Annotated in this window: 21 protein-coding genes; 6 read left to right on the forward strand and 15 right to left on the reverse strand. The window is 67.0% G+C overall.

Annotation, left to right across the window (positions count from 1 at the left end; translation table 11 throughout):
- The first annotated feature begins 359 nt into the window (after nucleotides 1-359).
- Nucleotides 360-803, forward strand: coding sequence for a flavin reductase family protein (locus tag ACYVH8_RS16205; protein ID WP_460489977.1), 444 nt, complete (start codon nucleotides 360-362; stop codon nucleotides 801-803).
- 159 nt (nucleotides 804-962) lie between these two features.
- Nucleotides 963-1,865, forward strand: a complete 903-nt coding sequence (locus ACYVH8_RS16210) for a DMT family transporter (protein WP_460489847.1) — start codon at nucleotides 963-965, stop codon at nucleotides 1,863-1,865.
- Nucleotides 1,866-1,893: 28 nt separating this feature from the next.
- On the opposite strand, the gene ACYVH8_RS16215 is transcribed toward ACYVH8_RS16210, so the two are convergent.
- Nucleotides 1,894-2,892: a tripartite tricarboxylate transporter substrate binding protein gene (locus ACYVH8_RS16215; protein ID WP_460489848.1), complete on the reverse strand. Its 999-nt coding sequence runs from the start codon at nucleotides 2,890-2,892 to the stop codon at nucleotides 1,894-1,896.
- A gap of 105 nt (nucleotides 2,893-2,997) precedes the next feature.
- Here ACYVH8_RS16215 and ACYVH8_RS16220 point away from each other — a divergent pair, with 105 nt between their 5' ends.
- Nucleotides 2,998-3,351, forward strand: a complete 354-nt coding sequence (locus ACYVH8_RS16220; RefSeq protein WP_460489849.1) for a TfoX/Sxy family protein — start codon at nucleotides 2,998-3,000, stop codon at nucleotides 3,349-3,351.
- On the opposite strand, the gene ACYVH8_RS16225 is transcribed toward ACYVH8_RS16220, so the two are convergent.
- Nucleotides 3,348-4,595, reverse strand: coding sequence for a CaiB/BaiF CoA transferase family protein (locus ACYVH8_RS16225; protein ID WP_460489850.1), 1,248 nt, complete (start codon nucleotides 4,593-4,595; stop codon nucleotides 3,348-3,350). The two genes, ACYVH8_RS16220 and ACYVH8_RS16225, sit on opposite strands and share 4 nt — an antisense overlap.
- A gap of 1 nt (nucleotide 4,596) precedes the next feature.
- On the reverse strand, nucleotides 4,597-5,793 hold the full coding sequence (locus tag ACYVH8_RS16230) for an acyl-CoA dehydrogenase (protein ID WP_460489851.1): 1,197 nt from the start codon (nucleotides 5,791-5,793) through the stop codon (nucleotides 4,597-4,599).
- Between the two features lie 157 nt (nucleotides 5,794-5,950).
- On the opposite strand from ACYVH8_RS16230, the gene ACYVH8_RS16235 reads away from it, so the two are divergent.
- On the forward strand, nucleotides 5,951-6,850 hold the full coding sequence (locus tag ACYVH8_RS16235; protein WP_460489852.1) for a LysR substrate-binding domain-containing protein: 900 nt from the start codon (nucleotides 5,951-5,953) through the stop codon (nucleotides 6,848-6,850).
- On the opposite strand, the gene ACYVH8_RS16240 is transcribed toward ACYVH8_RS16235, so the two are convergent.
- The 7 genes from ACYVH8_RS16240 to ACYVH8_RS16270 form a co-directional block, all read right to left on the reverse strand.
- Nucleotides 6,835-9,054, reverse strand: a complete 2,220-nt coding sequence (locus ACYVH8_RS16240; RefSeq protein ID WP_460489853.1) for an acetoacetate--CoA ligase — start codon at nucleotides 9,052-9,054, stop codon at nucleotides 6,835-6,837. The two genes, ACYVH8_RS16235 and ACYVH8_RS16240, sit on opposite strands and share 16 nt — an antisense overlap.
- A gap of 92 nt (nucleotides 9,055-9,146) precedes the next feature.
- The gene (locus ACYVH8_RS16245; protein WP_460489854.1) at nucleotides 9,147-12,224 is read right to left on the reverse strand and encodes a pilus assembly protein; all 3,078 of its coding nucleotides are present in this window, start codon (nucleotides 12,222-12,224) and stop codon (nucleotides 9,147-9,149) included.
- Between the two features lie 14 nt (nucleotides 12,225-12,238).
- A complete protein-coding gene (locus ACYVH8_RS16250) occupies nucleotides 12,239-12,811 on the reverse strand; it encodes a pilus assembly PilX family protein (protein ID WP_460489855.1) in 573 nt (190 codons plus the stop codon).
- A gap of 3 nt (nucleotides 12,812-12,814) precedes the next feature.
- Nucleotides 12,815-13,828, reverse strand: a complete 1,014-nt coding sequence (locus ACYVH8_RS16255; protein ID WP_460489856.1) for a PilW family protein — start codon at nucleotides 13,826-13,828, stop codon at nucleotides 12,815-12,817.
- A complete protein-coding gene (pilV, locus tag ACYVH8_RS16260) occupies nucleotides 13,825-14,385 on the reverse strand; it encodes a type IV pilus modification protein PilV (protein ID WP_460489857.1) in 561 nt (186 codons plus the stop codon). The genes ACYVH8_RS16255 and pilV overlap by 4 nt, the downstream gene beginning before the upstream one ends.
- Nucleotides 14,382-14,849 carry a GspH/FimT family pseudopilin gene (locus tag ACYVH8_RS16265; RefSeq protein ID WP_460489858.1) on the reverse strand — a complete coding sequence of 156 codons (468 nt, stop codon included), beginning with the start codon at nucleotides 14,847-14,849 and terminating at the stop codon, nucleotides 14,382-14,384. Before ACYVH8_RS16265 ends, pilV begins: the two co-directional genes overlap by 4 nt.
- Before the next feature lie 13 nt (nucleotides 14,850-14,862).
- Entirely contained in the window at nucleotides 14,863-15,258 is a 396-nt protein-coding gene (locus ACYVH8_RS16270) for a type IV pilin protein (protein WP_460489859.1), read from the reverse strand.
- A gap of 289 nt (nucleotides 15,259-15,547) precedes the next feature.
- Here ACYVH8_RS16270 and ACYVH8_RS16275 point away from each other — a divergent pair, with 289 nt between their 5' ends.
- Complete coding sequence (locus tag ACYVH8_RS16275; RefSeq protein ID WP_460489978.1) at nucleotides 15,548-16,150, forward strand: TetR/AcrR family transcriptional regulator; 603 nt, start codon at nucleotides 15,548-15,550, stop codon at nucleotides 16,148-16,150.
- Between the two features lie 209 nt (nucleotides 16,151-16,359).
- Nucleotides 16,360-17,259: an alpha/beta fold hydrolase gene (locus tag ACYVH8_RS16280; protein WP_460489860.1), complete on the forward strand. Its 900-nt coding sequence runs from the start codon at nucleotides 16,360-16,362 to the stop codon at nucleotides 17,257-17,259.
- Here the strand turns inward: ACYVH8_RS16280 and ACYVH8_RS16285 are convergent.
- The 5 genes from ACYVH8_RS16285 to upp form a co-directional block, all read right to left on the reverse strand.
- On the reverse strand, nucleotides 17,246-19,984 hold the full coding sequence (locus ACYVH8_RS16285; protein WP_460489861.1) for a putative bifunctional diguanylate cyclase/phosphodiesterase: 2,739 nt from the start codon (nucleotides 19,982-19,984) through the stop codon (nucleotides 17,246-17,248). The two genes, ACYVH8_RS16280 and ACYVH8_RS16285, sit on opposite strands and share 14 nt — an antisense overlap.
- Nucleotides 19,985-20,009: 25 nt before the next feature.
- Nucleotides 20,010-21,035 (reverse strand): ABC transporter substrate-binding protein, encoded by a 1,026-nt coding sequence (locus ACYVH8_RS16290; protein WP_460489862.1) that lies wholly within the window; start codon nucleotides 21,033-21,035, stop codon nucleotides 20,010-20,012.
- A complete protein-coding gene (locus tag ACYVH8_RS16295; protein ID WP_460489863.1) occupies nucleotides 21,032-21,430 on the reverse strand; it encodes a hypothetical protein in 399 nt (132 codons plus the stop codon). Before ACYVH8_RS16295 ends, ACYVH8_RS16290 begins: the two co-directional genes overlap by 4 nt.
- Nucleotides 21,431-21,539: 109 nt before the next feature.
- Nucleotides 21,540-22,031 carry an EVE domain-containing protein gene (locus ACYVH8_RS16300; protein ID WP_460489979.1) on the reverse strand — a complete coding sequence of 164 codons (492 nt, stop codon included), beginning with the start codon at nucleotides 22,029-22,031 and terminating at the stop codon, nucleotides 21,540-21,542.
- A gap of 23 nt (nucleotides 22,032-22,054) precedes the next feature.
- On the reverse strand, nucleotides 22,055-22,708 hold the full coding sequence (gene upp, locus ACYVH8_RS16305) for a uracil phosphoribosyltransferase (protein ID WP_460489864.1): 654 nt from the start codon (nucleotides 22,706-22,708) through the stop codon (nucleotides 22,055-22,057).
- Nucleotides 22,709-22,797: the final 89 nt, after the last annotated feature.

The raw sequence follows: 22,797 nt of genomic DNA on the forward strand, positions 1-22,797 counted from the left end.
TCTGAGCGAGCTGCACACGACCGCACGCAACAAGCTCAAGAGCGCGCAAAAGCGCCCCTCGATCATCGCCGCTTGCTGGATGCAGGCTACGCTGTGGTGATGTCATGAATTATGAAAGCCTCAATAAGCCGCTCCTGAGCACGCAGGAGTGAAATTCGGAGACTGGCTGAGGGGTATGCACCCTCTGACGCCAGTCGATGATGGTCGTGCGTGAGCCGTATGCCATGAAAGTGGCACGTACGGTTCTTAGGGGGGGATATGATCGAAAGATCGTGTCCCTACCCTCCTCCGTTTCTTCCCCGGGATCGCGCGCCCGCCCTCCGAGCTTCACCCAGACCGAGTTCCGCGCAGCCCTGGGCATGTTCGCCACCGGCGTCACCATCGTCACCGCACGTGCGGCCAACGGCAGGTTGGTGGGCCTGACCGCCAACTCCTTCAACTCGGTCTCCCTGAACCCACCGCTGGTGCTCTGGAGCCTGGCGCGCGCGGCGGCCTCCATGGCCGTGTTCAGCGCCGGCTCGCACTACGCCATCAATGTACTGGCAGCCGACCAGCTGGAACTTGCGCAGCGCTTCGCCGCCAAAGGCGTGGACCGCTGGGCCGGTGTGGCCCATGCCGAGGGTGTGGCCGGCGCCCCGGTGCTGACCGGTGCCGCAGCCACCTTCGAATGTTTCAACCGCAGCCGTTATGAAGAGGGCGACCACGTGATCTTCGTCGGCGAGGTCGAGCGCTGCACGCAGCGGGCCGACGCCTCCCCGCTGCTCTTCCACGGCGGGCGCTTCTACGCCGAACACCCCTTGTGATGTTGCGCACCCCCAGGCTCCGCTCCCTTCGTTCGCTACGCCACCCCCCTTGCAGGTGGCAACGCCAGTGGCCCGGCCAAGCCGGTTCCACGGCGTTCCCCGATAAACCGCCTTCATGCGCGCACCTCCGTCTTGCGCAACAAACGCTGGGTTACTGAGATGCATCCGCCCGCACGCAAGGACCACCTTGACGGTGTGGCCGCCGGCATCCTGCTGGCCTGCTGCATGTTCTGGGGCTTCCAGCAGGTGCTGGTGAAAGCCACGCTGCCGGAACTGCCGCCGATCTTCCAGGCCGCGCTGCGCTTTGTCGGCGCCACGGCCCTGCTGCTGCTCTGGTGCCGCTGGCGCGGCGTGGCCCTGTTCGCGCACGACGCCACGCTGTGGCCGGGCCTGCTGGCCGGCGCGCTGTTCGCCGGTGAATTCGCCTGCCTCTACATCGGCCTGCAGCACACCACCGCCTCGCGCCTCACCGTCTTCCTCTACACCTCGCCCTTCTGGGTGGCCCTGGTGCTGCCGCTGCTGGTGCGGGCCGAACGCCTGTGCGCGGTCCAGTGGCTGGGCCTCTTGCTGGCCTTCATCGCCCTGGTGTTCGCCATGCGTGAGAGTTTTGTCGCGCCGACGACCGACGGACAGTTGCTCGGCGACCTGCTGGCCCTGACGGCCGGCCTGTCCTGGGGCCTGACCACCGTGACCATACGCGCCAGCACCCTGGCCCGGGCATCGGCGGAAAAGCTGCTGTTCTACCAGGTGGCCGTCAGCGCGGTCGCCTTGCCGCTGCTTTCGCTGGCGCTCGGTGAACGCTGGGGCTGGCAGTTCAGCCCCTTTGCCATCGGCTCGCTCTTGCTGCAGACCGTGGTGGGGGCGTTCGCCAGTTACCTGGTCTGGATGTGGATGCTGGGGCGCTACCCGGCCACCAAAATTTCGGCCTTCGCTTTTCTCACACCCCTGTTCGCCCTGCTGTTCGGCGCGCTCTGGTTGCACGAGCCGCTCACGCCCAGCCTGCTGGCAGCGCTGGCCATGGTGGCCGTGGGCATCGTGCTGGTGAACCGCAGGTCTGGCTGAGCGGTTTCCCGCCCAGCCCCCTGCTGAATCAGATCTTGCCGGCCGCCTTGAGGCGATCGATCGTGGCCTTCTCGGCCACGAAGGTACGTTCGGCATAGGCCGTGTACTCGGCCGTGCCCATGTAGATCACCGGCTGGTAGAACTTGTCCAGCGTGTCGAGCACACGCTGGTCCTCCAGGGTCTGGCGGAAGGCGTCGTGCAGGATCTTGACGATGGCCGGGTCCATGTTCTTGGGCCCGCCGATGCCGAAGGGCGATTCGCTCACCGTGTCCCAGCCGCTTTCCTTGACGGTGGGCACATCGGGGAAGGCCTTGTTACGCTTGCTGCCCAGCGTGGCCAGCAGATTGAGCGTGCCGGCGCGGACATGGGGCGCGAATTCCGTGGTGCCGCTCATGAGGGGAATGTGCCCGCCCAGGATGGCCTGCAGGATCTCGGCCGAGCCCTTGTAGGGGATGTCCTGCAGCGTGATGCCGGCCTTGATGGCGAATTCCTCGATGGCCAGGTGCGGCGTGGTGCCGGTGCCGGTGTGCCCGTAGTTGACCTTGCCCGGGTTGGCCTTGGCATAGGCCACCATCTCCTTGAGGGTCTTGTAGGGCGCGTCGGGACGGGCGGCCAGGCCGAAGGTGTAGCCGGTGAGGCAGACGATGTGCGTGATGTCCTTGACCGGATCAAAGGGCATTTTCTGCATGTGCGGCAGACGGTAGATGCCCAGGGGCAGCTGCGTGAGCGTGTAGCCGTCGGGTTTGGCCTGCAGCATGGCCGTGGCGCCCAGCGTGCCGCCCACGCCCGGCTTGTTCTCCACGATCATGGTGCCGCCCAGGGCGCGGCCGGCCGCTTCAGCAAAGGCGCGCATCACGGCGTCGCTGCTGCCTCCTGTGGGCCAGGGCGCAATCAGGGTGATGGGACGGTTGGGAAACTTGTCCTGGGCCAGCGCCCAGGGGCTGACCAGCGCCGGTGCGGCCGCCAGTGCGGCGCTGCGTTTGATGAGCTGGCGGCGGCTCAGTGAGCGTTCGAGGGGTGCTGTCATGTCGGTCTCCTGCTTGTGGGTAGGGTCTTCTGATTGTGATCCGGCTGGCATGGGTAAGCTGTCACCTAGGTGCGGGCCGCGCACCCCGCCGTTATAGTGCAGCGCATGCCACGCCGCAATGGGTTTCTCTCCCTGGTCCTGGACCTGATGGCGCCGCTGGGCGCCATCTCGTCACGCGCCATGTTCGGCGGCCACGGCCTCTACTGCAATGGCCTGTTCATCGCCCTCGTCGCCAATGACAAGCTCTACTTCAAGGCCGACGCGCAGAGCCAGCCCCGTTTCGAATCCGCCGGCCTGCAACGCTTCCGGTACACGGCGCGCGGCAAGACGGTGCAGCTGATGTACTACGAAGCCCCGGCCGAGGTCTACGAGAACAGCCAGGCCATGGCCGGATGGGGCCAGTTCGCCCTGGCCGCCGCTGTGCGGGCACGACGGCCGGCGCGCAAAAAACTCAACTAGACAATACCGCTGGCGCGCAGCGCGGCGATACGCGTCGCGTCCAGTCCCAGTCCGGCCAGCACCTCCTCCGTATGCTCGCCCAGCGCCGGCGGCGCGCGGTGCAGCACGGGCGGTGTCTCGCTCAGGCGCAAGGGGCTGGCCACACTGCGGATCTCGGACACACCCTCGGCCGCCAGGGCCTGCGGCGAGCGTGCCTGTGTGATGGCCAGGCCGCGTGCCTGCACCTGCGCGTCGGCAAAAGCCTGGCCTATGTCGTTGATCGGTCCGCAGGGCACGGCCCTGTGTTCCAGCGCGGCGATCCATTCGGCCGTGCTGCGTGTGCGTGTGATGGCCTCCAATTGCGGCACCAGGGTCTCGCGGTGCAGCACACGCTGCGGGTTGCTGGCGTAACGCGCGTCCTGCGCCAGTTCGGGCCGCCCCGCCACTTCGCAGAAACGCGCGAACTGGCCATCGTTGCCTATGGCCAGCAACATGGCACCGTCCTGGGTGGGCATGTCCTGGTAAGGCACCAGGCTCGGGTGGCTGTTGCCCTGGCGTTGCGGCACTTTGCCGGTGTTGAGAAAACCGCCGGCCTGGTTGGCCAGGATGGCCATGCCCACGTCGAGCAGGGACATGTCGATGTGCTGGCCCTCGCCCGTACGGTGCCGCACTTCCAGCGCTGCCAGGATGGCGGTTGATGCGTAGACCCCCGTGAAGATATCGGTCAGCGCCACACCCACACGCTGCGGGCCGCCACCGGGCGCCTCGTCGGGTCGGCCGGTGATGCTCATCATGCCGCTCATGGCCTGCACCATGAGGTCATAGCCGGCGCGCTCGGCATAGGGCCCGTCCTGGCCGAAGCCGGTGACCGAGCAGTAGATGAGTTTGGGGTTGACCGGCTTGAGGCTCGCGTAGTCCAGGCCATAGTGCGCCAGGCCACCGACCTTGAAGTTCTCCACCAGCACGTCACTTTGCTCTGCCAGCTGGCGAATCAGCGCCTGGCCTTCGGGCTTGGCAATGTCCACCGTGATGGAGCGCTTGTTGCGATTGGCGCAGGTGTAGTAAGCCGCATGCGCGGTGTCGTTGCCCTGCGCGTCCTTCAGGAAGGGCGGGCCCCAGTGGCGCGTGTCGTCACCGGCGCCGGGACGCTCGATCTTCACCACGTCGGCGCCCAGGTCCGCGAGGATCTGGGTGCACCAGGGCCCCGCAAGCACACGGGACAGGTCCAGCACCTTGATGTGCGGCAGGGCGGCAGGTTTGCTCATCTCAGTTCGCGAAAGCCGCAATGCCCGTCTGCGCGCGGCCCAGGATCAGGGCATGGATGTCGTGCGTGCCCTCGTAGGTGTTGACCACCTCCAGGTTCACCAGGTGGCGCGCCACGCCGAACTCGTCGCTGATGCCGTTGCCGCCCATCATGTCACGCGCCAGGCGGGCAATGTCCAGCGACTTGCCGCAGCTGTTGCGCTTGAGGATGGAGGTGATCTCCACCGCGGCCGTGCCCTCGTCCTTCATGCGACCCAGGCGCAGGCAGCCCTGCAGGCCCAGCGCGATCTCGGTCTGCATGTCGGCCAGTTTCTTCTGGATCAGCTGGTTGGCCGCCAGCGGACGGCCGAACTGCTTGCGGTCCAGCACGTACTGGCGCGCACGGAACCAGCAGTCCTCGGCCGCACCCAAGGCGCCCCAGGCGATGCCGTAACGCGCCGAGTTCAGGCAGGTGAAGGGGCCCTTGAGCCCTTGCACCTCGGGGAAGGCGTTCTCCTCCGGCACGAAGACGTTGTCCATCACGATCTCGCCGGTGATGGAGGCACGCAGGCCCACCTTGCCGTGCACGGCCGGAGCGGAGAGGCCCTTCATGCCCTTCTCCAGGATGAAACCGCGGATCGGGCCGACGGCGCCGCTCTCGCTGACCTCCTTGGCCCAGACCACGAAGACATCGGCGATGGGGCTGTTGGAGATCCACATCTTGCCGCCGCTGAGCTTGTAGCCCCCCTTGGTTTTCTGCGCGCGCGTGATCATGGAATTCGGGTCGGAGCCATGGTCCGGCTCGGTCAGGCCGAAGCAGCCGATCCATGCCCCGGTGGCCAGCTTGGGCAGGTACTTCTGCCGCTGGGCTTCGCTGCCGAACTCGAAGATCGGCACCATCACGAGGGACGACTGCACGCTCATCATGGAGCGGTAGCCGGAATCCACGCGCTCCACTTCCCGCGCGATCAGGCCGTAAGCCACGTAGTTCAGGCCGGGGCCGCCGTATTGCTCGGGAATGGTGGGGCCCAGCAGGCCCAGTTCACCCATCTCGCGAAAGATGGTCGGGTCGGTCTGCTCGTGGCGAAAGGCCTCCAGCACGCTCGGCGCCAGCTTGTCCTGGCAGTAGGCGGCGGCGGCATCGCGCACCATGCGCTCATCGTCGCTGAGTTGCTGATCCAGCAGAAAAGGGTCGTTCCAGTGAAAGGCGGCGTTGGCCATGGCGGTGCTCCAGAAATATGCCGCCATCGTACGGGCAGGCCGGGGCCCGGGCAAACGAAAAAGCGGCACGCAGTCATGATCAGAACGCATGACTTAATCCTTCTTCTATAAATATCTTGGGCAAAGATCGGGGCCAGTTGTGTATATTACTCACACCATGCGCCGCAAGATCCCCTCGCTGCAAGCCCTGGCCTGTTTCGACGCCGCCGCCCGCCACGAGAGCTACACCCGCGCCGCACAGGAGCTGGCGCTGACGCAGAGCGCCGTCTCCCGCCAGATCGGCGCGCTGGAAGACTACCTGGGCATCGCGCTGTTTCGCCGCACCCGCCACGGCGTGGCGCTCACCCCCGGCGGGGCCGACTATGCGCGCCAGATCGCGCCGCGCCTGCAGGCGCTGGAGCGCGACACGCTCGAAGCCATGTCGCGCCAGGGCCGCGCCGGCAGCATTGCGCTGGCCGCGGTGCCGACCTTCGCCACCCGCTGGCTCCTGCCGCGCCTGCCGCAACTGGCGAACTCGCATCCCGAGCTTGTGGTGCACATCGAGACGCGCACCCGCCCCTTCCTCTTCGCCGACACCGGCTTCGACGCCGCGCTGTATTCCGGCACACGCGAGCAGGTGGCCAACTGGGCCGGTACGCAGGCCAAGATGCTGATCGAGGAGGAGGTGGTGCCGGTCTGTGCCCCGACCCTGTTGGGCGGGCGCAAGCGCCTGCAGCCGCGGGATCTGGCCGCGCTGCCGCTGCTGCAGCAGAGCACCCGGCCCGAGGCCTGGCGCCAGTGGTTCGAGGCCATGGGCGCGGACGCGCCCGCCGCGCTCTCGGGTCCGCGCTATGAGCTGTACTCGATGACGGCCGCCGCGGCCGCCCAGGGCCTGGGCCTGGCCCTGGTGCCGCGCCTGCTGATCGAACCGGAGCTGGCACGCGGCGAACTCGTGGTGGCCTGCCCGCGCCCGCTCAAGAGCGGACGCGCCTACTGGCTGGTGCTGCCCGAACGCGGCGAAGCCCGGGCCGCGCTGGCGACTTTTGCCGCCTGGCTGCAGGCTCAGGCCGCCGGCTGACGGGCGGCGTAGCGGGACGCGAAATCCACGTACCAGGCCAGGCACGCCGGGTTGGCCATGGCGTCCCGGTTCACAACCCTCTCCAGCGGCTGGCCCAGCAGCAGCTTCTTGATGGGCAATTCCTGCTTCTTGCCGCTGAGCGTGCGCGGGATCTCGGCCACCTGCAGGATCTCGTTGGGCACGAAACGCGGTGACAGCGCCGTCCTGATGGCGTCGCCGATCTTGCGCGTCATGTCCGCGTCCAGCGTGCAGCCCGGACGCAGCACCACGAACAGAGGCATGTAGCTCTCGCGGCCCAGATACTCCAGATCCACCACCATGGAGTCCAGCACCTCGGGCAGCGCCTCGACGGCGCTGTAGAGCTCGCTGGTGCCCATGCGCAGGCCGTGGCGGTTGATGGTGGCATCCGAGCGGCCGTAGATGATGCAGCTGCCGCGCGGGGTGATCCTCAACCAGTCGCCGTGACGCCAGACCGGGCCGGCCGCAGGCCCCGCGTCACCGCCACCGGGCCGCCGCCCGTGCCCGGCCGGGTACATGTCGAAGTAGCTGGACAGGTAGCGCTTGCCGATGACATGCCCCCCACGGTTGCCCGCTGCGTGTGGCTCCCGGCCCCCAGAGGGGGCCGTGTCTTGCTCGGGACGGCCCGTCGCTGCGACATCGTTCCAGAAATACAGCGGCATGCTGGGGAGGGGCTGGCTGCAGACCAGTTCGCCCACGGCGTCCAGCACGGGCTCGCCCTGTTCGTTCCAGGCCTCGACCGCGCAGCCCAGCACCCGGCACTGCATCTCGCCCGGCACCTGCGGCAGCTCGCGGTTGCCGGCGATGAAGGCGCCGGCGAAGTCGGTGCCGCCGGAAATGTTGGACCACCAGATGTCGCCGGCCTTTTGCAGCGTGCCGCCGGCCTTCGGGTTCACGGACCGCATCTGCGCATTGGTCCAGCGTTGCACGTCTTCGGAGAGAGGCGAACCCGTGGAGCCCAGCGCGCGCACGTGTCGCAGGTCACCGCACTGCCGCAGATCGATGCCGGCCTTCATGCCGTTGGCGAAGAAGGCGGCGCCCGCGCCGAAGAAGGTGGTGCCGGTATCTGCGACAAAACGCCACAAGGTGGTCCAGTCCGGCGCCTGTTTGTTGCCCGCAGCATCGACCGTGGCGCCGCCGGGGCTGCCGTCGAAGATGCAGACCGTGGTGCCGGTCAGCAGGCCGCCGAGCTGGCAGTTCCACATGACCCAGCCCGTGGAGCTGTACCAGTGGAAACGCTCGCCCCAGCTGTTGGGCGCATAACTGCAGCCGATGTCGGTGTTGAGCGTGAAGGCCAGGGCCACGATCATGATGCCGCCGTGCCCGTGCACGATGGGCTTGGGCAGGCCGGTGGTGCCGCTCGAATACACCACCCAGAGCGGGTGATCGAAGGACACGCTCAGGGGCTTGAAGGCCGTGGTCTGCGCGTCGTCGCGCGCCACCGCCTGGGCCCAGGGCGTGATGCTCACGCCGGCGCGCGCATCGAACGCCGCCTGTGCCAGATGGGGCAACACGATCAGATGCTGCACTGTGGGCAGGGCGGCGCAGATCTCGGCCACCACCTCGCGCCGGTCGCTGTCGCGCCCTCCGTAGCGCACCCCGCCGCAGGCGATCAACACCGTGGGCTCGATCTGCTTGAAGCGGTCCAGCACGGCAGCCGTGCCCATATCGGGCGCGCACAGGCTCCAGATGGCACCGAGGCTGGCCGTCGCCAGAAAGGCCACCATGGCTTCAGGCACATTGGGCAGGTAGGCCACCACGCGGTCACCCTTGCGCACGCCCTGGGCCTGCAGGTGCAGGGCGAGCGACGCCACCTGGCGCTGCAACTCGGGCCAGCGCATCTCGCGCGCCGGCTCACCCGCCGCCAGGCTCTGCTCGTTGTGGCTGACGATGGCGGGGAAGCCTGCGGCGTGCGCCATCTGTGCGTGGCGCAGCACCTGTTGCGCGTAGTTCACCTGGGCACCCGGAAACCAGCGCGCGCCCGGCATGCGGTTCTCGGCCAGGGCGGCGGTGTGCGGCGTGGGGGAGTAGACGCCGTAACAATCCCAGATGCTCTGCCAAAAGGCATCCAGATTGTTTGTCGACCAGCGCCACAGCGCGTCGTAGCTGTCGAAGGCCAGCCCGTGCTGCTCGCGCAGCCAGTCCTGGTAGAGGCGGATCTGTGGAATGTAGGGGGGATGGTTCATGTCTCCTGCCGGGTCTGTTTTCTGACTCGGCGCACTCTAGCACCAGGCCGCCCCCGCCTGGTCGGGTACGTGCCAGCCCGTACCCGCTCCGCCTATTTCTGCCCTTCGACGTACCAGTAGTTCTTGCGGCGCACCGGCGTGGTCGACGGCTGGATCTTCGAGCCCTCGATACCGGACTTCTTAGCGTTCGGTGCACCGATGATGAAGGGCACGTTCTTGCTCAAGGTCTGACCGTTCACGGTGTAGGTCACCTGCACGATGCCGGTCACCGGAGAGGGGGGCAGGCCGCCGCCGGTCAGTGTCTGGCTGGTCGCCACCTTGCAGAACAAGGGGGCCGCATAGATTTTGGCGCGCCCCAGATTGCTCACGCAGGAGTTGCTGCTCGGGGGTACCGGCTTGTTGGTCGCGAAGTAGGTCACCCCCAGGGACGTCACCGGTGCATTGACGATCTTTTCGCCGTTCTCCATGTTCAGGTAGCAGCCATCGTTGCCACTGGTCGACGAGTCGCCGATGACAGCCATCGAGGCCGGCGTGATCGGGCTCGGGGTGACCGCCGGCTTGTAGCCCATGTTCTTGTCCATCACGGTGAAGAACGCGTCGGTGGACGACTGGTTCAGAGGCTTTTCCCGATCACCGCTGCCCGCCATGACCGCGACGAAATTCGGCCCCTGCACAACGTCGGGCGCAAAGAAGAATTTGCGCGGATAAGTGGCCCCGCCCTGCAGGGCCGCCAGCTTGTAGGACGTCCAGTTCGCCTTGTCGCTGTTCGAGGCGTTTTCCAAGTCAATGCGATAGATATTGCCGCCCACATCGACCGCGTAGACGCGGTCGATCTTGCCATCCAGATTTACGTCCATCAGGGTCACGTCGGCCGGCACGCTGCGGTCGGTGGGAAACGCGCGCAGCAGCTGGCCGTCAATCGCGTCGATCACCAACACGGCATTGCCCATGGTGGTGGTGCCGGGGGTCGCCTGGTCTTCGGCCGCCGCGTCGTAGCCGGCGCCCATGATGATGACCGGGTTGGCCCAGCCCTTGATGCGGGCGACCTTGGGCTCCGACCAGGTCTGCCCCAGCACGGCGAAGCCGGTGTCTGCCGACGTCTGCTTCCACAGGTACTTGGGCGCCACCGGATCGGTCACGTCCAGGGCGTACAGGATGCGTCCTCCGCGGCGCATGCCCGCATAGATGTGTACTTTGTTGCTCACGCCCTGGCTGTCGATCTTCTGGTAGACGCCGATCGGGCCATCCAGCAGGTAGTCGCGCGGCTGTGACGAGGTCAGGCTCGACGGTGTCGTCGACAGGCGGATGGCTGGCGCGTTGTCGCGCAAACGCTTGTACTTACCGAAATGTTCGGGCGGTGCGAAGGTCCACAGTTCGTGGCCCGCATTCGTCCCGCTCTGGTTGCCGTTGACGGCGTGCAGCAACCCGTCGTTGGCGCCATAGAAGAGCAGTACGCCGGTCGTCCCGCCATAGTTCACCACGACCGGGCGCGAATGCAGCACATCCCCATGCACGCTGGGCCGGATGGTGGTGCTGCCTCCGGGCCCCTGTTCATCGCCGGCATTGTCCGTGCCGCGGATCCAGTTGATGATGGCTGTGCGCTCCGCCGCGCTGGCGGCGTTGAGCGCGGCCTGCGTGATGCCGGTGTTGCTGTCGACGAACTGGGCCCCTGCCGTGGTGGCCAGTTCCATACCCGGGATGCAGCTGCCCGGCAGGCAGGTATAGATTTTGCGGCCGTCCTGGGACAGGGCATAGGTGGTGCGCAGGCGCTGGGCCGCACCGCCCTTCTCCACCACCTCGCCATCCGGGGAATCGGACGGCGAGGGCGGCGTGCCCATCGGCTGGTTGACCCAGAAGCTGCTGTCCTCGGTCCAGTAGGAGACCGCGCTGGGCGCGATGAAGCCGGTCGAGCTGCTCACGATGGCCGTGCCGTTGGTGTCGGTCAGCGCGATCGAGTCCGTCACCGGGTCGTAGGAGAACTGGTACTGCTTGACGTTGCCGCGCCAGCGCGGGCGCGCCTGCTCATCCGGCCTGAACATGCCCATGTAGACCTGGTTCAGGTAGGTACCGCGGGCGTTCACGCTCACCGGCAAACTGGCCGAGGCGAACACGCTGTTGACGGCCTGCAGCTGGTTGAAGATCTTGAGGATCGCGTCCACGACTGCGTCGACGCTGGATCCCTGGTAGTAGTTGCCGCCGCCGTTGCTGGCCGTGCTTTTCATCAGCACCGGGAAGCTGCCATCGCTGTTATTCCCCTTGAGGACCGCGATCGTGTGGGTGGTGATGGCCTGTTCGCCCTCCTTGCTGCTCGCATCCATGCGCGTCATGAAACGTGCCATTTCGTCCACCCAGTCGGCCTGGTCGTTGCCCAGCGCGGCGTTAACGATTTCGGCTTTGAGCGCATCGCGCTCGGCCTGCGTCAGGCTGGGAAGGTCGGCCTCCACGCGCGCCGCCAGCAGGTTGCGCACGTTCTTCTCCGGGTTCGAGATCTGCGGCGAGCCGTTGCCGATCACGATGATGTGGTTGTTGGCGCAGGAGATGGCCGAGGGGCTGTTGTAGGCGCCGGTCGACAGGAAGGCGCTGGTGTCCCGCTTGGTCGAATACTGCCCGTTGAGCGGATTCAGCCCCTTGTAGTACAGATAGGCCTCGTACAGCGCCTGTCCGTAGTCAGCGTTGCTGCCCTTGTCCCCGTTGATGTCCAGGGCCTTGATGAAGGCCTTGAAGAGCGTCTTGTTCGCTACGGTCAGCGGCTTGACGGCCTGGCGCGGGTAGGCGCCGCTGTAGGGCGTCTCGTTCATCAGCAGAATGCCCACATTGAACAAGGCCGTGCCATCGTCCGCAATCGGCAAGGCATCGATCACGTTGTAGAGCGCGCATTTTTCGATGGCGAACTTGGTGCCCTGGTTGGCCGGACCGATGGCGGTGGCGATGCCGTTGTCCTTGTAGTAGCAGTTGGGCGCACCCGAGACCGTGGCCCCCCAGTTGGCCGAAGTGTCCCAGACGAACATCACATTGGGCTTGTCGGCGTTCGCGGCGGCGCCGACGTAGAGGTCGATGTCCTCAGCCCGGGCCGTGACCGTCGCCAGCGACAGGCCGCTCAGCAGCAGCAGTCGCCACCAGGCGCCGCACATCGTCACCAGCGATTTCCTTTTCTTGTCATACGGCTGCATTGTTGTGTCCTCGTTCATTTGCACGCGCTTTCGGCGTCGGTCACCAGCACACGCAGGGACACACCCTGGTTGATGGCGACTTCCGTCTTGCTTGCGGGGTCGACCACGGAGGCGCGGATGTTCCACTCGCTGTTCGAGCACAGGGAGTCCCCCGTCGCCGCGGCGGCCACCTCCGACTCGAGGCCGCTGTTGTTCGCGGCCGAGGACCCCATGCAGGCCAGGTCGGCGGGGACGCCCGGGTTCAGCTCGCTGGTCTTGATCGTCTTCACCTTGTTGCAGCGCGGTTGCGGATTGCGCGACACGGTGTAATCGCTCTTGCCGTCGCCATCGATGTCCACCGGCAGGGGGTTCGCGGCGATCAGCTCCGGCGCCGTCGAGAACTGGATGTTGCTGATCGTCGCTGCCAGCCCCACCTGCGCCGCGGCCAGCGCTTCGTTGCGCACCTGGGCATTGCCCGTGATCTTCACGTTAGTCGCGGTCATGTTGAACACCGTTACCGTGAGCAGGCTCATGATCATCAGGAAGATCAGCGTGATGATCAGCGTGGCCCCGCCTTGCCACCTGGTCCGGATTACAAACGTATTCATGTGTCAGTTTTCCCTCGGACCGGCCACGTTTTGCAGCTTCGCGGTCGCCACGAACACCTTGCGCTTGTACTTGTCGTTGTAGGGGCCCAGGGTGCCCTGCAGGCCCATCACATAACGCTTGACGTCCGTGTGCGCCGGCACTTCGTCGACCGTGCGCGCCAGCACGTAGACTCGCGCCGTCACCACGTTCGACCAAGCGTTGTCGGCCGCGCCCGCCACGCCGCTCAGCCCGGTACGGTAGACATCCGGACTGCCGTCGTTGTTGGTGTCGAAGCCGTATTCCAGCGCGATGTGCTCGATGCCCACCGCCAGCGGCGTCACCGTCACCTTGTTGCCGCTCACCTCGGCCCGCTTGAGGGTGGGCAGGGTATCGACGCCGGCACCGCTGCATTCGTTGCACGACGCGACGTAATAGATCCGGCTCAGGTAGCGGCGGACTTCGCCCGGCCCGGTGCAGGTCAGGTTGCGCAGGATGAAGGCGCTTTTCTGGGTCGAGGCGACGAAGGCCGTGCTGGCCAGGTCGTTGTTGCACTGCGACGTCTGCACATAGGCGATGGCGGCGCTGTCCACCACGCTGGCCTGTGGCGTCGTGTTCGTGTCCAGCCGGCGCAGCACCACGGCCGGGCTGCTCGCCGAGGGGTTGCCTGAGCAGCCGAGGCCGGCCATCTCGCTGGCCGTTTTTCCTTCTATCGGGTCGGGGCGCTTCTTGCTCGCGTCGTCCCAGCCCAGCTGGTCGATCGCCGTGGCGCAGGGATCGGGCTGCGTATAAACGCCGCCCGCATACGGCACGTCGCCGTAGAAGCCGGCCGCGGCCATCTCCTGGGAAAGGAGGTCCACGGCGTAGCGCCCGTTTTCGATCTGCCGCGAGGTGTTGTCCAGTTCGCGGCCGGCCTGGCTGCTGTTGGCAAACATCATGGCCAGCCCCGCCACGACGATCAGGCCGATGGCCATGGCGACCATCAACTCGACCAGCGTGACGCCAGCCTGGCCCCTGCGGATGCCGCGGCCGCACTTCATGACAGCACCGCCACCTGTACGACGGCCGTTGCGGCGCGGCGCGCTGCCTCGCTGCTGTAGGCAGCCTTGCCGCACTCGACCACCGGCGCCCCGGTTTCGCGCAGTCCCTGCCAGACCACGGCCACCATGAAGACCTGCGGGGAGGACACCGGGTCGGGCTGCGTGATGCAGCCGCGCGCGCTGATCAGCGTGCCGACCTTGTCGCCGTTGAGCACCTCGGCCGCGCCCTGCAGTTGCGCCGCCCACTCGCACAGGTCGCGCGCGGCCGTCGTCGTCGTGGCGGTGCAATCCTGCGCCGCCCCGGTCCCGATGTCGTTGGCCAGGTAGGCCGCGATCTGGGCGCGGTTGGCCTCCATGCGCTGCGTCATGTCCTTCACCAGCACCAGCGCCTGCGCACGCTGGTAGCTCTCCATCTGCGACACCGTGGCCTGGGTCTGCATGCCGAGCATACCCATGATCCCGAAAGAGACGATCAGCATGGACACCAGCACCTCGATCATGGCGCCGCCGAACTGCGCCACAGGCTGCCGGCTCGGGATGGTCATGCCGGTGCTCATGGGCAGGCCTTTATCCTGGTAGTCGGCAAGCCCGACGGATCGACGGTGATGCAGCGGTAGCTGCTTTCCCCATCGAAAAGCTCGAAGCGTACGGTCGAAGTGGCGCCGCTGAGCCGGCCGGAGCCGTCGTAGGTGATGCTCGAAGGCGAGCGGGTCATCTGTATCTTGCCCCCGACCGGATTGTGCTGGCCGATGAGTTCCGCATCAGCCGCTGTCTTGACGATCCAGCCGCCGGTCCAGTCCACCACCGGGCTGAGCACCACGTCCTTGTTGCGCTTGACCGCCTCGCTGCGCGCACGCATCAGGTCCGAGATCAGATCCTGCGCGGCACCCCGCGCCCGCTGGCTCGCGATGAGTGCCTGCATGCCAGGCGCCGCGATGGTGGCCATGATCGTGAGGACGACGATGACCGTCATCAGTTCGACCAAGGTGAATCCGCGCTGGCTGACGGGCATCTTGCTCATGTCCTACTCCGCGTCACCAGCAGTTCGCCGGCAGCTTCGCGTTGTTCTGGTCGACGGTGAGCGTCCCGCAGCTGTCCTTGACCTGCGAGCCGAGCGGTGTCGCCGCGGCCACGAAACTCGGTGCCGTGCCCGTGCCCAGCGTGATCGTGACGCTGTAGTGCGAGCTCACCTTGTCCGGCACCGTGACCTTGAGCTCCTCCACGGTGGCCACATACTTGCGGGTATCCACCAGCATCTGCTGCTGGCGCGTCGCGATATTCATCAGCGCGGATTGCGCTTCGGAGCGGTTCGACTTGCGTACCGCGTTGCTGTACGAGGGCAGCCCGACGGCGATGAGGATGCCGATCACCGCGACGGTGATCATCAATTCGATTAGGGTGAAGCCCTGCTCCTGCGTCCTAGATTGCATGTTTCTGGCCGTTGACGCGGCCCCTGGTTTTCTGCCCCAACAAAGCTCCTGCCAATATGCTATCGCCACCATACAGCTGCCTGGTGCAAATTCTTGGCCCTGCCCCTCCAAATTCAGTTACAAAATTACTTATTTGGTTAGTAAATGTGTTTATACGTAAGCAAACGTTAATGAGCGTTTCAAAATGATTCAGAAATAGGGGGTTCAGTTTGGCAGGAAGGTAAGCATCGGCTCCTGCGTGTCTGCACTTGCAATTTCGCACATCTGTGCTAAATTTGGCGCCGTGAATCTGGACGCCAAGACCGCCAAAAGCGAACTGACCCGCGCCGCCATCGTCGGTGCCGGCATGGACCTGGCCGCGGCCGAGGGCCTGGAAGCCCTGACCTTGCAGGCCGTGGCCGACCGGGTGGGCCTGTCCAAGAGCGGGGTGTTCTCGCGCATCGGTTCGCGCGAAGCCCTGCAGAAGGCCGTGGTCGAGGAGTTCGGCCGCCGCTTCCTGGCCGACGTCTTCGTGCCCGCCATGCAGCAGCCCAAGGGGCTGCCGCGGCTGGACGAGATCGTGGCGCGCTGGCTGGCCCGCATGAGCCGGCCCGAGGCCCACAACAGCTGCATCTACGTGCCCGGCGCCTTCGAACTCGACGACCGCGATGGCGAGTTGCGTGACCTGCTGCTGCAGGAGGTCACGCGCTGGCGCGCCGCCTTGCGCCGCACCGTGCTGCAGGCGGTCGAAGCCGGCCAGCTGCTGGCCAACACCCACCCCGAGCAACTGGTCGGGGAGATCTACGCCCTGGCCATCGGCCTCCTGCACGACACGCGTTTCCTGCGCGACCCCGCAGCCCCCGCCCGTGCCGCTGCCAGCTGGCAGCGCCTGCGACGAAGCTACCTGGCCTGAACGCCAGCGGCCGGCCCCCATGTCCCGCCTTTTTCTTTTTGTCCGCCCCAATTTCGCACGATTGTGCGAAGAAAGGAAATCACCATGTGGATCCTCTTTTCCGGCCTGGGCCTGTACCTGCTGGTGCGCGGTCTGATCGCCGCCCTCAAATCGCTGCGCAGCATCCCGCGCAGCAACCGCGACTGGATTTTTTTCTGAGGAACCCCGCCATGTCCACCAGCCCCCAGACCGCCGGCGCCAGCTACTACGGCAACAGCGCCCTCGTCCGCCTGGCCCGCCTGGGCCTGTCGCTCTCGCAGCAGCTCTGGCCCGGCCTGGCGGTGCGCGCGGCCCAGCACCTCTTCAGCACGCCGCTGCCGCCGCGCTGGCTGCGCCGGCCCCGCGCCTGGCCGGCGCACTGGCAGATCGAGCGCTGGCCCTTCGAACGTGCCGGCCTCACGCTGTACCGGGACAGCACGGTGGCCGGTGATGCGCCCGCCGTGCTGCTGGTGCACGGCTGGGGCGGACACGCCGGCCAGATGCTGCCGCTGGCGGCGGCCGTGGCCGCTCAGGGCCTGCAGGCCCTCATCCTGGAAATGCCGGCGCACGGGCGCAGCGCCGGCAGCACCAGCAACCTGCCGCAGTTCGCGCGCGCCGTCGAGTACGCGGCCGCGCGGCTGCAGGCCAGCGGCCTGACACTGCATGCGGTGGTGGCCCATTCCCTGGGCGCCAACGCGGCGGCCCACGCCCTCAGCCGCGGCCTGGCCGTGCAGCGCCTGGTGATGCTGGCACCACCGGCTTCGCCGCACGCCTACACGCAGCTGTTTGCGCGCATGTTCGGGCTGAGCGAGCCCACCCGCAGCGCCATGCAGCGGCGCATCGAGGCGCGCGAAGGCATCCTGATGCCGCAGTTCGAGCCGTCGGCGGTCGGCCCGCGCATCCGCGTGCCCACCCTGGTGGTGCACGACCGCGGCGACCGCGTCAACCGTTTTGCCGACGGCGAAGCTTACGCCCGGGCCATCCCCGGGGCGCAGCTGCAGGCCACGGAAGGGCTGGGACACATGAAGATACTCAAGGACCCGGCCGTGCTGGCCGGCGTGGCCGACTTCGTCGGCATCAGGTCACGCTGAAGTTCTCGACCAGGTAACGGCCGAAACTCTCGGCGCTCATGGGCTTGCCGAAGTGATACCCCTGCAGCAGGGTCACCCCCTGCGCGGCCAGCACGTCGGCGATGTCCTCGGTCTCCACGCCCTCGGCCACGGTCTGCAGGCCGAAGGCCGAGGCGATCTTGACCACGGCCTGGATCAGCTGGCTGCCCTGCTCGGTCTTGGCGCGGCGCACGAAGGAGATGTCGATCTTGATCTTGGAGGCCGGCATGTCGTGCAGCTGCGAGAGCGAGGAAAAACCGGTGCCGAAATCGTCGATGGCGATGCCGAAACCCGCCTCGGTCAGCTCGGCCAGGCGCTTCTCGGTGTGCTCGGCGTCCTCCATGGCCACGCTCTCGGTGATCTCCAGGTCCACCACCGAAACGGGAATCGCCAGCCGGTCCAGGTCTTCCAGCAGGTCGGCGGTGAAGGTGGGCGTGAAAAGCTGGCGGCGCGAGACGTTGACCGAGATGCGCATGTCCAGCCCCTGCTGGCGCCAGCGGTGCAGGCTTTCGATGGCCTGTTTCCAGACCTGCTGTCCCATCTCGCGGATCAGGCCCAGGTTCTCTGCCATGGGCACGAAGGTGGCCGGCGAAACCCAGCCATAGGTTTCGTCCTGCCAGCGTGCCAGCGCCTCGCAGCTCACCACGCGGCGCGTGCGCGCGTCCACGATGGGCTGGAACCAGGTCTGAATCTTGCCCTCGCGGATGGCCGTGGCCAGGCGGTTCTGGATGTACAGGGCCTTGCGGTCCTCCTCGCGCTGCGCGATCTCGGAGAAAAAACGCACCGTGTTGCGGCCCTGCTGCTTGGCCGCGAACATGGCGCGATCAGCCTGCGATAGCAGGGTCTCGACCGTCTCGGCATCGGTCGGGAACAGGGCCACGCCCATGCTGAAAGTGGCATTGAAATCGGCCTCGCCCAGGCGGATCGGCTTCTGGCAGACCGCCGCCAGCTTGCTGATGGCTTCTTCGGCGTCGGTCTGGCTGCCCAGGTCGGTCAGCAGCACGACAAACTCGTCGCCCCCCCAGCGCGCCAGCGTGTCGCCGGCGCGCAGGCAGTGGCGCATGGCCCCGGACAAGGCCACCAGCAGCTCGTCGCCGGTCTTGTGGCCGAACTGGTCGTTGACGTGCTTGAAGTGGTCCAGGTCCAGAAAACCCAGGGCCACCATCAGGCCGTTGCGCTCGGCGCTGCGCACCGCCATCTTGCAGCGGTCCTCCAGCAGCACGCGGTTGGGCAGGCTGGTCAGCGCGTCGTGCAGCGCCATGTGGGTCACGTGTTTTTCAAGCTGGTAGCTCTGCGTGATGTCGCGCAGCACGCCGCGCACGCTGCCGCCACGGCGCGTGCCGCTGATGAAGCGGTACTCGATCCACAGCTCCTTGGCATCGGGGCGGCGCAGGCGCAGGCGCCCGCTCAGGCTGCTCTTCTCGCCTTCGGACAACTGCACGAACTGCTGCTGCAGGTTCTCCACGTCTTCCTGGTGGATGTGATCGAAGATGCGCGCGCCGGACTGCATCTCGATGCCGGCCAGACGCGCCCAGCCCGGACTGGCACGCAGGTAACGGCCATCGGCGGCCAGCTCGACCACGCCCTCCTCCAGCATGTCCAGGGTCTGCAGGTGGCCGAAATACTCTTCGTCGTGCTGCAGCACGCTTTGCATCAGCGTGCGGCTGGCCTCGGCCACCTCGGCGATTTCATCGGGGTCGGAGCGGGCCTGCTCCAGCGCCCGTTCCACCGAAGCGCTGAGTGCGTGCTCGCGCGCGAACAGGCTGGTCGCCTGCGAGAGGTGGGCGATGCGCACGGCCAGCCAGCTGGCCCAGCGCCCCAGCACCAGCCAGAGCACGGCAGCCAGCAAGGCCATGAGCGCAAAGCTGCCCAGCAGCACCAGCGCCGGGGACAGGACCTGCTGCACGTTCTGGCGCAACACCAGCCGCGGCGCGCTCTCATCGTCCGCGATCATCGGCAGCAGGCGCTGCTCCTGCAACTGCTCTCCTTCGAGGATGGGGCCGCTGTAGTCGCCGGACAGTTGTCGACCATAGTCCTGCGAACCGCCGGAGCTGGCCAGCACCTGGCCCTTGTGCACCAGAAAGAGATTGACGCCCGAGGCGCTGAGCTGGCGCAACACCCCGTGGTCCACCGGCTGCAGAAGCACCAGGCGGCCCGTGCCCTGGTCGCCCAGCCACAGCGGCACGCTCAGCACCGCGAACACGGCGCGATGGTCGGCGCTGTAGAACCAGCGCGGCTCTAGGCGCCCCAGGGTGAAATGCCGGCTCAGCTCCACGCCCTCCTGTCCGTACCGGAAGACCGGCCGGCCGGCATCGCTGAGCACGACGCCCGAGGGAAAACGGTCGAGCTTGCCCTCGATCGCGGCGAAATAGGCGCGCAGACGCAGCCAGTTGGCGGCCGGCTCTCCCTGGGCGAACACCCGCATGAAATCGATCTGCGCCTTCACCTCGTCGGCATTGCGCAGCCAGTTGTCCTGCAGGGCCGTGTAACTGCGGCTCAGGTGTTCCAGCGCTTCATCGGCGGCGCGGCGCTGGGCCTGCTGGGCCAGCGCCTGGTAAGCCAGCAGGGCCAGCAAGCTGCCGCTGAGCGTGACCAGCAGGAAAACCAGGGCGAAACGGGCAACCAGCTGGCGCTGCAGGCTGTGCCACGCGACCTCCTTCCAGATCGAAGGATCGGCCCGTGTCGGCTCGAAAGTAGGGGGCGGCATGATGGCAGGTGGCGTCGTCTGCGGCTCAGGGCATGCGCCCGGCCCAGGTGCTGTTGATCATGTCGCGCACGCGAAAGGCCCGGCCTCGTGGCGTGCCCTCGATGGTCCGCATGAAGCGGTCCACCGCATCGAGTTGCTCCTCGGAAAAGCGCCCTTCGCGCGAGTAGATGTTCTTGCGTGTCGTCAGCACCTTGAGCAAGGCCACGCGTTCGGCCTCGGTGGCCGGCGCCAGCTGCTCGACGATCTCGCGTGCGGAGTGCTGCTCGATCCAGAGCAGCGTGTGGCGCAGCGCCTTCACCAGCTTGTCCACCAGCTCAGGACGGCGGGCGATCAGCTCCTCGCTGCAACCCACCACCCCGTTGGGAAACAGGCCGCCCAGGCGCCTGCGCGTGTCGGCCAGGCCGTGGTAATCCTCCAGCACAAAAGCCACTCGCGCCTCCACCAGGCGGGTGGCAAAAGGCTCGTCGCTCATCATCGCGTCGATCGTGCCGCTGGCCAGCGCCGCATGCTGGTTCTCGTAGGTCAGGTTGACGGCCACGAAGTTCGTGCGCCCCGGGTCCACGCCCGCCTGGCGCAGGATGTACTCGGCCATGAGCTGCGAACCCGCCCGCCCGCCGATCACCAGGCCCTTCAGATCGGCCACGGTTTTCACGCGGCTGCGCAGGCGCTGGCTCACCACCAGGGTATAGGCCGGCACCTGGGTGATGGGCATGACCGCCACCACGGGTTTGCCCGCCAGCCGCTGGACCGCCATCCCCGGCATGCCGGCCGCGCCGAAGTCGGCGTTGCCGATCAGCATGTCGCGGTAAGCCATGGGCCCGCCGCCCACGTAGTGGATATGGAACTTCAGGCCCTCGGCCTGGTCCGCGCCAATCCTGGCCGCCAGCGTGATGGGCAGCAGCAGCAGATGGCCCGGCCCGACCGCTGAAATCGTCACCGGCTCGGTCCTGACAGCCTGGGCCCGCGCGCCCAGGCCCTGCGCAAGCAGCGGCCAGGCCAGGGCATGGCGGGCCGCCTGGACAAGCAGGACGCGGCGGCTCGCGGATGTCACGGCATGCTCCCGGCCCAGCGGGCATCGACCAGGCTGCGAACGCTCAGGTCCTTGGCCACGGGATCGGGGGCGCGCAGGAAACGGTCCACCGGTTTGCCACTGAGCTTCTGCAGGGCCAGTGCCGGCAGACCGGCGGCCGCAAAATCGCTGTTGCGCTCCAGCATGGAGCGTATGGCCTGTGGCCCGCCACCGGTGTAGCGGATGTCCAGCTGCAGACCCTCGGCCGGGTCGGCGTCGATCTTGCCGGCCAGGGGTATCGGCAGGTGCAGCAGGTTGCCGGGGCCGGGCACGGAAATGGAGGCGCGCAGCGGTGCTGTGGCCGCCGCCGGCTGCAGCAGGCCGCCGGCCAGAGCCAGCTGCCCGCCGCCTACCAGAAACTGCCTGCGCTCATTCACGACAACACCCCGCCTGTGGATCCTGAGAACCAGATTACCCGAATTCAAGTGCCGCAGCGAGAGGGGCAACACCATGACCGGTGTTTCGTGAAAAAAGTCGCCCCGTCCTCTATGACGAACCGAAGATGCGCTCGCCCGCCACGCCCAGACGCTGCAGGATGGTCTGCCAGTGGCGCGGCTCCACCGGCGTGATGGACAGGCGGTTGCCCTTCTTGAGCACCAGCAGCTCGGCCAGTTCGGCATCGGCCCGCAGCTCGGGCAGGGTGAGGTTGCGCGTCTTGCACAGCACCTGCACGTCGACCAGCAGCCAGCGCGGCGCCTCGGGTTTGGAGGCCGCATCAAAGTAGGGCGAGGCCGGGTCGAACTGCGTGGGATCGGGGTAGGCCGTGGACGCCACCTGCGCCAGGCCCACGATGCCCGGTTCGGCGCAGCTCGAGTGGTAGAACAGCACACCATCGCCCGCGCGCATGGCATCGCGCATGAAGTTGCGCGCCTGGTAGTTGCGCACCCCGGTCCAGGGCACGGTGGCGCGCGGCGCGGCCAGGGCGTCGTCCACCGAGACCTCGCCCGGCTCGGATTTCATGAGCCAGTAGTTCTGCATGAGCACGACCCGCTGCGCAGCCCCTATTGCGTACCGAAGATGCGGTCCCCCGCATCGCCCAGGCCGGGCAGGATGTAGCCGTGGTCGTTGAGCTCGCGGTCGATGGCGGCGGTGTAGACCGGCACGTCCGGGTGTTCCTTGTAGAGGGTGTTGATGCCCTCGGGGCAGGTCAGCAGGCACAGGAACTTGATGGAACGGGGCTTGCACTGCTTGAGCCGTGCCACGGCGGCCGCGGCCGAGTTGCCCGTGGCCAGCATGGGATCGACCACCACCACGTCGCGCTCCTCCATCTGCTTGGGCATCTTGAAGTAGTACTCCACGGCCTGCAGGGTCTTGGGGTCGCGGTACAGGCCCACGTGGCCCACGCGCGCGCCGGGCACCACCGAGAGCACGCCGTCCAGGATGCCGTTGCCCGCGCGCAGGATGCTGGCGAACACCAGCTTCTTGCCGTCGATCACCCGGCCCGTCATGGTCTCCAGCGGCGTCTCGATCTGCACGTCCTGCAGCGGCATGTCGCGGCAGACCTCGTAGATCATCAGGCTGGCCAGTTCATTGAGCAGGCGGCGAAAGCTGCTGGTGCTGGCCTCCTTCTTGCGCATCAGGGTCAGCTTGTGCTGCACCAGGGGGTGGTCGATCAGGGTCACGTTGGCGCGGGCGGCGGGGTCGATCGGGATCATGGTCCAGTCATTCCTGCAAGAGATTGAAAAACAACGCGGATATTGCCGCATTTTGCGTCCGTCACCCCATACGCTGGGCGTTTTCGGGC

It is taken from the genome of Curvibacter fontanus (genome assembly GCF_054780335.1).